Source organism: Helicobacter pylori, from assembly GCF_009689985.1.
GTDB classification, from domain to species: domain Bacteria; phylum Campylobacterota; class Campylobacteria; order Campylobacterales; family Helicobacteraceae; genus Helicobacter; species Helicobacter pylori_CG.
On sequence record NZ_QBAW01000005.1, the window covers coordinates 153138 to 164713 of the forward strand.

Sequence of the window (11576 nt, forward strand, 5' to 3'; positions counted from 1 at the left end):
CTAAACCTTAATCTTTAAATTAGCCCCTATTATATTGTATTAGAGTAATCTTTTAGTTTATTGCTTCAGATTCAATAGGGTGTTAAGGATTTGATCGGATGTGGTTACCGCTTTAGAGTTCGCTTGAAACCCCCTTTGAACCACAATCAAATTCGTTAAGCTCCGGCTCAAATCCACATTACTAGACTCCAGTTTAGATCCTGAAATCGAACCCCTACGCCCCGTATTAGCCGCACCGATTAAGGCCTGCCCTGAGTTTCCGGTTTGAGAAAAGACATTCCCGCCTAAAGCCTGTAAGCCCGCATCGTTAGCGAAATTCGCTAAAGCCACTTGTGCGAGTGCTAAAGTCCTGCCATTACTGAACGCCCCTAAAAGCACCCCGTCTGAATCAAAGCGGACATCCATCAAATCGCCCGCTTGATAGCCGTTTTGCTCAATCGCATAAGTTTCAGAAATCTTATCCACGCTCGTTAGCCCATCAAAACTCCCTGAGGAACCAAAGGCTAAATTGATGCGTTGGGGGGCATCAGCGCCATTTTTAGGGTCAAATTGCAAAAGAGGCGGGTTCATGCCTGCAAGCGATCCGTCATTATTAAAATGCAAACGGCCTCCCTCAAACACATTAGGCCTAGCCGCTGACCCCCCTACTAATTCCCCAGGCTCAGGCACGATCACTCTAAAATTCCATTCCGCTCCCCCACTCCTATAAAACTCAATGCGCATGGCGTGTTTAGTGCCTAAGCTGTCTATCACATCAATGCTTGTCGCATGCGTAGCGTGGGTGAATTTAGAACTGCTCGCTGACGCTCCCCCTTCAATTAAAGAAGCGGTATTAAGCCCTTTCATGGCGTTTTTAAACAAAACATTGTTCGTTACGCTGTCTGAAGAATACCCGCTCACAAAAATATTGAGATTTTCTTTAATGACATTTTTATTGTCTTTATTATTGATTTCAAACATGCCGTATTGGTTGATTGTAACCCCTATAGAAGCGGCTGAGTCTTGGTAATTGTCCGCTAAACTAGGATCTTTAACGATATTAGCGTCATGCTGGATTAAGGCGCGCAAGTCTTCAGTGGTCCTAAACTGCCCAATATCCGCATTAGGGCTAATAGAATGCGTGTAGCTGTATTTGAAAGCCGTTACATCTTTGTCGCCGTCTAAAAAGTTAGCGAACGCTCCGGTCCCAGCTTGAGTAACCACAATGTTTTTAAGCTTTTCATCGCCGTCTAATTCATTGGTGTTTTCCAAACGCAATTGCTTGCCGTCCAAATAGGCTTCAATGCCTGTTTGGCTTTTGACTGCGTTGATCGCATTTTTGGCCGCTACTAGGCTTGAAGTCCTGCTCACCGCTGAATCGTTGGTGAAAGAAATCTTAACCCCATTCAATTCAAGCGTGCTGTTTTCTGCAGAAGGGAGGATGTCTTTGACCATTTTTGCGCTCTTATAGCTCACCCAAATCCCTTGATTTTCATTCAATAAAAGAGCGTCGCCATCTTCATTGTATAAAGATCCCATGTCTTCGGCGACTTGAGTTAGATTCGTGCTTGAATCATACACCGGATTAATGCCATCTGAAGGGGTTTTAGCTGAAGAATCCAAAGCAAATATCGCCGCTGTTTGATCGGCATGCCTTCCAGCGTTTAAATTCGCCCTCATAGAAATGCGGTTACTCGCTCTGGCTGGCATCACCATTCCAGGATCAATTCTAATGTTTTCTAAAGGGCCGGTGTTATCCACTTTTAAAGCGTCCGTATCGCTCCCTTTATTGCCGGTATCGCTCCCGTTTCGCACCCACCCTTGCACCACAAGACCGCCGGTGGTAACCAAACTCCCTTGCGAGTCAAAAAGAAACTCCCCATCTCTAGTGAAATTGCGCGTGATCCCCCTATCAGGGCTAATGATAAAAAAGCCATCGCCTTGAATCGCTAGATCGGTTTTGACATCTGTGTTTTGGATATTGCCTTGTGAAAAGATTTTAGTCGTCGCATCCACGCCTACCCCAAGCCCCACAGAAAAGTCATTCTGCCCTGCTAACCCGTTTTTATAGGGTGCGGTAGCGATGAGTTTGACTTGAGAGAGCATATCCACAAAAGAAGCCCTAGAATATTTAAAACCAGTGGTATTCACATTCGCAATATTATTACTCTCAATATCCAAAGCGATTTGGTGGGCTTGCATCCCATTGACACCAGACCATAAAGACCTAAGCATGGTTATCCTTTAATTTAAAGAAATTCAATCTATGCAAAATAAAGCAAAAGTTGTTCCTAAATAGCTTTTTAGAATGATTGATTGCGGATTTTAAGTTTTGTTAATCAAAAAGATCAGTCAAATTCACAAGTAAATAGGGGGTTTTGTAACGCTACCCCCATAACGCTTTTTAAAAGTTATCGCTCAAGCTTAAGAATCTAACTTAACGCAAAATCGCGCATTCATGATCTTGAATCTCTTCGGCTGAAGCGCGATTGGAAGTTAATGGGTTAAATCGTGTCGCTAATAAGACAAAGGAGTTATCGCTTTGTTGCACCACCGCCACGCCATAGTCCCCCATGCGTTTGCGCGCGTTAGGCACTTCTTTGGCAAGCATGATAAAGGGGCTTTTTTGCGCCAATTCGCTTTCTGTTACCCGACGCGCCAAATATTTATGCCCATTCAAGCCACCTGATAATGGCGACCAACGGCTGTTGATTTTTTTTAGATTATTGTCTAGCTGTTTGCGCGCTTCAAGGCTAATGCAAGAGATGTGGATGTGAAAATGGTTTTGCGATCGCCCCTTATGAGAGTTAATCGTCAAAGAAATCGCGCTATCAGGAATGGGTTTGCCGTATTTTTTACTCATAAAATCCCGCGCTTGCCAGGATAAATAAAAAAAGTTAGGCGTTGAAAGATCAAGCAACAAAGGGCTTTCAATACCGCTAATGTGAGTTGTTGGCATCAACAAATATTGCAACGGGCCGTTAATATCTTTTAAAACCACATAGCCGGCATCGGGTTTGACTTCTATGCATGGCGAAGGATTCTGATTTTTCTCATAATTAGGCAAACATTTCTCAAAAACAATCTTACGCAACACATTCGGATCTTTAGCGTTTAAACTCATAACAACGATAGCTATCATCGCTAAAAAAAGAAAGCCCGCTTTTTTCATTTTTTTTGCTCCTTGTTTTTAATGGGAATTTTTACAAACCCTCTTGTTATTTTTCTACAATAGTGGTTAAAAGCTCTAATCATTATGATTATTTTAACGAATTTTAACTTATTAGTAACTTTTAGTAACCTATTTCTCAAAAGAGCTTTTTGAACACTAACCAGAAAAAACTTAAATTGATGGCATTAAAAATGCTAAAAGAATTTTTTAAAATATTAAATAGCTTGCGATAAGCAGGTGATAATTTTTCGTCATGCGATTTTATGGGATTGATACTTATCACAATAAAGCGTTTTATAACCTTGATTTAGGTAATATCATTATACTGATACCACAATAAGGACAACTATCATGCAAGATTTACCCCCATGCCCTAAATGCAACGACGCCTACACCTACCATGATGGCGCGCAACTGGTTTGCTCTAGCTGTTTGTATGAATGGAATGAAAATGAAGCTAATGATGAAAAATTGATCGTTAAAGATTGCCATAACAATCTTTTACAAAATGGGGACTCGGTCATTCTCATTAAGGATTTAAAAGTTAAAGGTTCATCTTTAGTGCTTAAAAAAGGCACCAAAATCAAAAATATCAAGCTTGTCAATAGCGATCACAATGTGGATTGTAAAGTGGAAGGGCAGAGTTTGTCTTTAAAATCTGAATTCCTCAAAAAAGCTTAGGAAAATACAAAAACTTAAGAGTAAGAAAAGCTTAGCGACTTTTTAAGCTTGTAAAAATCATTTTTTAGAAAAAATCAACTTATCCAGCTTGAAAAAAATCACCGCTCCAATGGTTTGCCCTAAGAAAAGATTGAGCCACAACGGAAAATTGAAATAATAGAAAATCTCCATAAAAGGCAACATCACCAACGCACTCAACATCCACCTAAGCCAATAAATCCCAAAAAGCTTGGATTTATACTCTCCGCAAAGTTTCTTAAGAAATTCTCGCATAAAGATAACCCTTTAAACCCTTTTCGCAAACTCTCCCTAAAAAGGAAAGCCCGCTATCAAGGAATATTCCTAAATCTCATGCCTTTAGACAATCGTATAGGACACTCTTTTTTCAAAAAGTTTGCTCTCGTAATTGCCTAAATCCCTACCATCTACAAGGGCAAAGGCATCGCCAAAAGTCGCCAATAAGGCAGAATCTAACTGCATGTCTTTATGACGATTCAACGGGATAAAGACTCCCTTGTGGTTATTTTGAAAATCAAACGCTAGAAATGAATCTTTCAAATATACTTCTACCCTAGAAGCGTTTTCCACCACGCTGTTTTGAGCCAATTTCAAGCCTTGCACTTCAGCACTTTTAATCCCACACGCATGGCATAAGGACACAAACATGCTCTCTTGTGAAATAGTCGCAAACCAAGGCAAACTCTCGCGTTTAGGCAAATTTTCTTTACCCTCTAAAGCCTTTTGTCTCTTGGGCATGTCATGCTTGATGAACGCATAAAAATTACGGACGCTTTCTTTGGGGGTTGTTCCCTTGAGCTGGTTGGCAATGTTAGCCACGCTCGCATCGTCTCTTTCATAACGCCCCATTGCTACAAAATCGCTCGTTTCAAACAAACGCTCATTCAATTGATAGCTAGCGATCTCGTAAGACAAATGGGCTTGTTTTTTTTGAGCGCTTTTTAAAAAATCCACTTGCAAATAAGGCACTCCAAAATTGAGCATGCTTTTATAGCTAGCATGATTGCCTTGTAAATACACATTGCTCGCTACAATACTCGGCATGGGAATGAAAAGTGAAGTGTGTTCTGCAGAATCAAAATCAATGCTGTATTGAGCTTCTATTTTATATTTTGCAACACTCCCTTTGCTTTCTTCTGCCTGCAAAATCTGTGCTCCTAAAACAGCACTTGTAGCGCCTAAAGCAGTCGTTTTAATAAAATCCCTTCGTTTCATAACTATAACTCTTTATTGTAATTTTTAAATTCGTTAAATGAATGAAAAAGTAGGACACACCACCAACCCCAAAGGATTGATAAGTATCCAAAAACCTAAATTTTGAAAGACAAAGCGTTCCTAAAAAATAAGAACGCTCAAAGAAAAGGGTTACTTTTTCTTTTTTGTGTGGTGCATGTCTTTTGCGTGCATGTCTTTCATCATTTTTTGGTGTTTTTCAAGAGCTTTTTTAACTCCCTCAGCGTATTTGGGGTCAGCTTTCTTGAAATGCTCCAATTGTTTATCCACAATTTCTTTATGGGTAACATGAGCTAAAGATTCTCCAATAGTGTCATGCAACCTTTCCTTTTCATCAGCTGGCAATGAGCGGTAGTAATCACCTGGTTGGGTGTAGTAATCGCTATCATCAGCTCTGTAATCCCAATTCCACACTTCAAACTCTTTCTCAATATGAGCTAAGTTGAACTTAGGATCCCTCGCGCTCTTATCTTCTTTATAACCTGGCAATGAGCTAGGCGTATAGTTTTGTAAAGAGCCGTAGTATCCGTTTTGCATGTAACCATCTCTGCTAGAAGAGTGGAATGGGCACCTTGGTTTATTGACCGGTATCTGAGGATAATTAACCCCTAAGCGGTAGCGGTGTGTGTCCCCATAAGAGAACAAGCGTCCTTGTAACATCCTATCAGGGCTATAGCCAATTCCAGGAACGACATTAGCCGGAGTGAATGCCGCTTGCTCCACTTCTGCGAAATAGTTTTCAGGATTTTTATTCAACTCTACAATGCCCACTTCCATCAATGGATAATCTTGGAGATACCAAATTTTAGTTACATCAAACGGATGGAATCGATACTTCTTAGCATCCTCTTCTGGCATCACTTGAATGCTCAATTTCCATTTTGGGTAATCCCCTCTAGCGATCGCATCGAATAAATCCCTTTGATTGGAATCAGGATCATATTTTCTGATTTCTGCGGCTTCTTCATTAGTCAAGTGCTTAACGCCTTGCATGGTGTGAAAGTGGAATTTCACCCAAAAACGTTCGCCTTTAGCGTTGATGAGACTGAAAGTGTGGCTGCCAAAACCATCCATGTGGCGGAAAGATTTAGGGATCCCTCTATCGCTCATAACCCATGTTACTTGGTATAAGCTTTCAGGAACACTACTCCAAAAATCCCACACCATGTCGTGGTTAGGCAAATTGGTTTGAGGGTCTCGTTTTTGAGTGTGGATGAAATCAGGGAATTTGATCGCATCACGGATAAAGAAAACAGGCGTGTTGTTCCCTACTAAATCCCAGTTACCTTCTTCAGTGTAATACTTCATCGCAAAACCTCTAGGGTCTCTTACCGCATCCGCACTGCCTCTTTCACCAGCCACAGTAGAAAATCTGAAAAAGCATTCTGTTTTTTTGCCCACTTTAGAGAAAATTTTCGCTTTAGTGTATTTAGTGATGTCTTTAGTCACAGTGAAAGTGCCATAAGCTCCGCTTCCTTTAGCATGCACTACCCTTTCAGGGATCCTTTCTCTATCAAACGCCGCTAACTTTTCCAAAAACCAAGTGCTTTGTAATAAAACAGGACCTCTAGGACCAGCCGTAATCACATTGTTGTCATCCCAAACGGGAGCGCCAAAAGCAGTGGTTTGTTTCACATCTTTATTAACCATCTTTTTTCCTTTATTTGATTTTAAATCTTCGTAATCTGACACCAAGCCGATTACTTGTGGTGATTATCACATAATTTGTTATACAAAGACTAACAAGATTCAATTTCCTTAAAAAATCTTTTTTTTAAGAATAAAAAACCCCCTTAAGTATTTCTATTTGTAACAATTAATGAAAATAAGAAAGATTAAAAACAAAATTTTATTTTTAATCTAGTTTTAATAATAATTATCATATTATTCTATCTCAATGCATTTGATGGATTTTGTTTTTTTTAATTTTTATTTTTTAAATTTTCAGATTAAGGAGAGTTGTTTGATGTTTTTAAGATCATACCCAAAGCTTAGATACGCTTTATGTTTCCCCCTACTCGCTGATACTTGCTATAGCGCGGATCACACTCTAGGCAAGGTTACCACCCAAGCTAAAAGGATTTTCACTTACAACAATGAGTTTAAAGTAACTTCTAAAGAATTAGATCAACGCCAAAGCAATGAAGTCAAGGACTTGTTTAGGACTAACCCTGATGTGAATGTGGGCGGAGGGAGCGTGATGGGGCAGAAAATCTATGTGAGAGGCATTGAAGACAGGCTTTTAAGGGTTACGGTGGATGGGGCTGCTCAAAATGGCAATATCTACCACCACCAAGGTAACACCGTGATTGACCCTGGCATGCTCAAAAGCGTTGAAGTTACCAAAGGTGCGGCGAATGCGAGTGCAGGGCCAGGAGCGATCGCAGGAGTGATTAAAATGGAGACTAAAGGAGCGGCTGATTTTATCCCAAAAGGGCGCAGTTATGCAGCCAGTGGGGCGGTGAGTTTTTATACCAATTTTGGGGACAGAGAGACTTTCAGATCGGCTTATCAAAGTGCGCATTTTGATATTATCGCTTACTACACGCACCAAAACATTTTCTATTATAGAAGCGGTGCTACAGCGACAAAAAACCTTTTCAAACCCACACAAGCCGATAAAGAGCCAGGAACTCCCAGCGAGCAAAACAACGCTTTAGTTAAAATGAATGGTTATTTGAGCGACAGAGACACGCTCACTTTCAGCTGGAACATGACACGAGATAACGCTACACGCCCTTTAAGGAGTAACGCTATAGGGTTAGCCTATCCTTGTGAAGCCCCTTTTAGCCCTGATAGTTCTCAAGGGTGTCCTAATGTGTTGGATAGTTTCACAAGATATATGTATCACTCCGTCAATACCGCCAACAATCTTTCCTTACAATATAAAAGAGAAGCGGGAAATTCTTTTGCCGACCCACGATTAGATTTTACCCTTTATACAAGCATTAGAAACGCTAAGTTTGATCCCCTATTTGATCCTAATGGCGTTTATGCTAGATTCCCCACTTCTTTAGCGAGCGCATGGGAAAGAGAAAATTACCCATGCGTTGAAGGCGGGTATTGCACCCCAAGCTTTTCAGATGTGGATAAACCAAGTTCACAGCCTAGGGATTTGTTTTTAAACAACACCGGCTTAAACCTTAAAGTCGCGCATGTGATTGATGAAGCCACAGACAGCCTTTTTGAATATGGATTCAACTACCAAAATTTAAGCGTTTTTGACGCTCGCATCCCTAAATCAGAATTATACAGGCCTAATCAAGTTTATACTGATGATAAAGGACAAAAACAAATCGCTTGCTCTCTTGTGGATAATAACCCCAATGACCCTACTTTATGCCAAAGAGGGAAAGCGAACGGGAATATTTATGGAGGCTATGTGCAAGCGAATTACTCGCCTCATAAAATCATCACTTTTGGAGCCGGGGTAAGGTGGGACGCATACACGCTTTATGATAAAGACTGGAACCACCGCTACACTCAAGGCTTTAGCCCTAGTGCAGCTCTTGTGATCAGCCCCATTGAGCCTTTATCGTTAAAAATCACTTATTCTCAAGTTACAAGGGGGGTTATGCCAGGAGATGGCGTGTATATGCGCCAAAACGATTTAAGATACGCTAAAAATATCAAGCCTGAAGTGGGCTCTAACGCTGAATTTAATATTGATTATTCAAGCCAGTATTTTAGCGGGAGGGCTGCGGCGTTTTATCAAGCTTTGGATAATTTCATCTCACAATACGCGCAAAATTTGATTGTAACCAATTTGAGTCAAGCGATTAGGATTTATGGCTATGAAGTGGGTGGGACTTTCAAATACAAGGGCGTGAGTTTGAATGTGGGGATCTCACGCACTTGGCCCACCACTAGGGGGTATTTAATGGCAGACAGCTATGAGCTTGCCGCAAGCACCGGTAATGTTTTTATCATTAAATTGGATTACACCATTCCCAAAACAGGGATCAATCTTGCATGGCTTAGCCGTTTTGTTACCGGTTTAGATTATTGCGGGTTTGATATTTACTTGCCTGATTACGGAACGGCTGAAAAACCCAAAACCCCTACCGATTTAGCCAAATGCGGATCCCAATTAGGGTTAGTGCATATGCATAAACCGGGCTATGGCGTGAGTAATTTTTATATCAATTGGAGTCCTAAAACCAAAAGCCGCTGGAAAGGTTTGTTGCTTTCAGCCGTGTTTAATAATGTTTTCAACAAATTCTATGTGGATCAAACAAGCCCTTATATCATGAGTCCGGATATGCCAGGCACTGACGCTATTAAAAGAGCGATCGCAGAACCCGGGTTTAACGCGCGCTTTGAAGTGGCTTACAAATGGTAGTTAGTGGAGCTTTAAGCGTTGTGCATGCGTGATAGCGACGGCTATCGCATCGCTAATATCCAAAGGCTTGATTTCGCTTGTGATGTTAAGCAAGCGTTTGACCATAAAGGCTACTTGCTCTTTAGCGGCTTTCCCGTTACCGGTTAGGGCTTTTTTGACTTGTAGGGGTGTGTATTCGCTAAAATTACCAACCCTTTCTAAAATCTTTAAGGACAACGCCCCCCTGAATTGCGCGAGCTTGATCACGCTTTTAGGGTTATACCCAAAGAAAATATCCTCAATCGCTACTTCATGGACTTCGTAACGATCCAATAAGCAATCTAAGGCTTCTATCAAGTCTAAAATCTGTTCTTGCAAGCGTGTCGTGGTGATGTTAATGAACCCGGCCGTGATTAAAGAAAGCTTGTTAGAAGTGTGAGAAATGATAGCATACCCGCATTTCCTACTGCCCGGATCTATTCCTAAAATACGCATCAACCATTCCTGTTATTTATCGCAAGGTTTAAAAAACGCTATTATTATATCCATGTTTCTTGTTAGCGCAAAATACAAGATTGCATTAAGAACTTTTAAAAATTTAGCATGTAAATAAGGGAGCAATAAATGAAAGCAAACACAATCATACTAGTGGATTGGGAGAATTTCAGGCGCGATATTAAACAAACAAAATGCGTTAATTATAATATCGCTTTAGATGTGATCGTTACCATTAGGGCTTTTTTACTAGATGATGAGAAGATCAGTCGTATTTACTTTTATACCACCCCACCCTTTGATTTTGAACATGCGTTATGGGATAAGAGGAATGACACCCTCCAAAATGAAAAAAATCCGGGAACAGAAATGAAAATCTTCACCAGCAGCGACATTGAAGAAATCTTACAAAGCAGTGAAGCGACCAAATGGGAGAAGATTTATAGCGATGTGGAAAATTTCCAACACGATCTAGCTTCATTGGATCAAGTAGAATTGAGGTTGGGGAGGACTAAGTTAAACGCAATAAGAGTGGAGTTTGATGGGAGTTATAGGGCGTTATTAGAACAAAAGCAGGTGGATATGCTCATGGGTCTTGACATTCAAAGAATAGCCTTTAAAAAAATAGCCGATAGGATTCTTATATTTTCAAAAGATACGGATTTAATCCCCGCGCTCAAATTAGCTAGAGATGAGGGGCTAAGGGTGGATATTGCCGATTTGTCTAACCGATTGTCTCTCCTTAGCCAGGATTTGAAATACAATTCGGATAAAGTGAGGAAATTGAGCAGCAACGAAGTTAAAGACAAGCTTTTTTCAATCAGAGAAAATCTCACTAAAACCAACTGGGCTTTAAACTAAACCATAAAAAGGGTTATTTCATTTTTATAGAGTTTAAAAAATCATTTTTTAAAAACTCAATTATTGGCATTTGATCAGAACAAAGCCAGAATTTTTAAAGGGGTTTTTAGGCTTATTTTTCTCATACTGAATGGGTAAGTCTGGGTAGTTTATTGCCTTGCTTATTCTTTTGTGGTAGGATTGGGGTTATCAAGGTTTAGGGGATTAGTATCTTTCCCCTTGTAATTTGGTGCTAAAGGCGACTCAATTAGCCCATTCCTTGATTTATCTGCTTCATAGCTTGTAATAACCCACCTATTATTTAAGGTCTCACCTTTCCTATCATTCAAGCCTTGGTTTAGAAAACCTCTGCTCTAAACCTTGATAAACTTGATAAAAACACTTAAAGCTAGCCGTATGTGTGCCAAAAGTCCCTAACGAAAAAGATTTCTCTTTTTGACTGAGTGGGTGAGGCTTTTTAATCATCTTTCTTTACTCCTTGACTTTTTCAATTTTTTGTTTTATAGTTTCAATGGTAGCCCACTCATTGCTTTTTAGCATTTTCAGCTATCCTGCGGAATGAAAGAGTGGATAATGTCTGCCTTGTCAATCTCTGCTTTAACATCGTTTTTTGTTTTTCATTTATTCTCCTTGCGTTCTCCTTGAAAAGATTTAGGTCGTTATTTGGCTTTGCTAAGGTTTTTATGGTAGCATCTTTACAGACATCGCTATAGGAACTCAACCTATGGTTGCCCCTTAGAGGGCTACAAACAGCAACTAAAATCCTATAACAATCCATAAAACACTATAATTTTTGTATAGGTTATTAAGTTTTGT

9 protein-coding genes and 1 pseudogene are annotated in these 11576 nt (G+C 40.2%); 3 read left to right on the plus strand and 7 right to left on the minus strand.

Features of this window, described 5'->3' with window-relative positions; translation table 11 throughout:
- Positions 1 to 57: 57 nt before the first annotated feature.
- Positions 58 to 2214, minus strand: a complete 2157-nt coding sequence (gene flgE, locus DBU79_RS05380) for a flagellar hook protein FlgE (RefSeq protein ID WP_079294914.1) — start codon at positions 2212 to 2214, stop codon at positions 58 to 60.
- A gap of 202 nt (positions 2215 to 2416) precedes the next feature.
- A pseudogene (gene cdh, locus DBU79_RS05385) lies at positions 2417 to 3234 on the minus strand (CDP-diacylglycerol diphosphatase).
- A gap of 268 nt (positions 3235 to 3502) precedes the next feature.
- Here cdh and DBU79_RS05390 point away from each other — a divergent pair.
- Positions 3503 to 3832, plus strand: a complete 330-nt coding sequence (locus tag DBU79_RS05390) for a zinc ribbon domain-containing protein YjdM (protein WP_154411777.1) — start codon at positions 3503 to 3505, stop codon at positions 3830 to 3832.
- A 57-nt stretch (positions 3833 to 3889) separates the two neighbouring features.
- Here DBU79_RS05390 and DBU79_RS05395 read toward each other — a convergent pair whose 3' ends face one another.
- From DBU79_RS05395 to DBU79_RS05405, 3 genes are all read right to left on the minus strand, one after another.
- Positions 3890 to 4105: a hypothetical protein gene (locus DBU79_RS05395; protein ID WP_001206619.1), complete on the minus strand. Its 216-nt coding sequence runs from the start codon at positions 4103 to 4105 to the stop codon at positions 3890 to 3892.
- A gap of 84 nt (positions 4106 to 4189) precedes the next feature.
- Complete coding sequence (locus DBU79_RS05400) at positions 4190 to 5065, minus strand: twin-arginine translocation signal domain-containing protein (RefSeq protein ID WP_154411778.1); 876 nt, start codon at positions 5063 to 5065, stop codon at positions 4190 to 4192.
- A 150-nt stretch (positions 5066 to 5215) separates the two neighbouring features.
- The gene (locus tag DBU79_RS05405; RefSeq protein ID WP_154411779.1) at positions 5216 to 6733 is read right to left on the minus strand and encodes a catalase; all 1518 of its coding nucleotides are present in this window, start codon (positions 6731 to 6733) and stop codon (positions 5216 to 5218) included.
- Between the two features lie 316 nt (positions 6734 to 7049).
- Between DBU79_RS05405 and DBU79_RS05410 the strand changes: the two genes are divergently transcribed.
- The gene (locus DBU79_RS05410; protein ID WP_154411780.1) at positions 7050 to 9425 is read left to right on the plus strand and encodes a TonB-dependent receptor; all 2376 of its coding nucleotides are present in this window, start codon (positions 7050 to 7052) and stop codon (positions 9423 to 9425) included.
- On the opposite strand, the gene ruvC is transcribed toward DBU79_RS05410, so the two are convergent.
- Positions 9426 to 9899: a crossover junction endodeoxyribonuclease RuvC gene (gene ruvC, locus DBU79_RS05415; RefSeq protein WP_058338072.1), complete on the minus strand. Its 474-nt coding sequence runs from the start codon at positions 9897 to 9899 to the stop codon at positions 9426 to 9428.
- A 129-nt stretch (positions 9900 to 10028) separates the two neighbouring features.
- Between ruvC and DBU79_RS05420 the strand changes: the two genes are divergently transcribed.
- On the plus strand, positions 10029 to 10760 hold the full coding sequence (locus tag DBU79_RS05420) for an NYN domain-containing protein (RefSeq protein WP_064437453.1): 732 nt from the start codon (positions 10029 to 10031) through the stop codon (positions 10758 to 10760).
- 321 nt (positions 10761 to 11081) lie between these two features.
- Here the strand turns inward: DBU79_RS05420 and DBU79_RS07795 are convergent, their stop codons facing one another.
- On the minus strand, positions 11082 to 11225 hold the full coding sequence (locus DBU79_RS07795; protein WP_167599592.1) for a hypothetical protein: 144 nt from the start codon (positions 11223 to 11225) through the stop codon (positions 11082 to 11084).
- Between the last annotated feature and the right edge of the window lie 351 nt (positions 11226 to 11576).

Excerpts from the sequence above, each read along its gene's own strand:
- flgE (WP_079294914.1), bottom strand. The coding sequence starts at position 2,214 with ATGCTTAGGTCTTTATGGTCTGGTGTCAATGGGATGCAAGCCCACCAA.
- DBU79_RS05390 (WP_154411777.1), top strand. The coding sequence starts at position 3,503 with ATGCAAGATTTACCCCCATGCCCTAAATGCAACGACGCCTACACCTAC.
- DBU79_RS05395 (WP_001206619.1), bottom strand. The coding sequence starts at position 4,105 with ATGCGAGAATTTCTTAAGAAACTTTGCGGAGAGTATAAATCCAAGCTT.
- DBU79_RS05400 (WP_154411778.1), bottom strand. The coding sequence starts at position 5,065 with ATGAAACGAAGGGATTTTATTAAAACGACTGCTTTAGGCGCTACAAGT.
- DBU79_RS05405 (WP_154411779.1), bottom strand. The coding sequence starts at position 6,733 with ATGGTTAATAAAGATGTGAAACAAACCACTGCTTTTGGCGCTCCCGTT.
- DBU79_RS05410 (WP_154411780.1), top strand. The coding sequence starts at position 7,050 with ATGTTTTTAAGATCATACCCAAAGCTTAGATACGCTTTATGTTTCCCC.
- ruvC (WP_058338072.1), bottom strand. The coding sequence starts at position 9,899 with ATGCGTATTTTAGGAATAGATCCGGGCAGTAGGAAATGCGGGTATGCT.
- DBU79_RS05420 (WP_064437453.1), top strand. The coding sequence starts at position 10,029 with ATGAAAGCAAACACAATCATACTAGTGGATTGGGAGAATTTCAGGCGC.
- DBU79_RS07795 (WP_167599592.1), bottom strand. The coding sequence starts at position 11,225 with ATGATTAAAAAGCCTCACCCACTCAGTCAAAAAGAGAAATCTTTTTCG.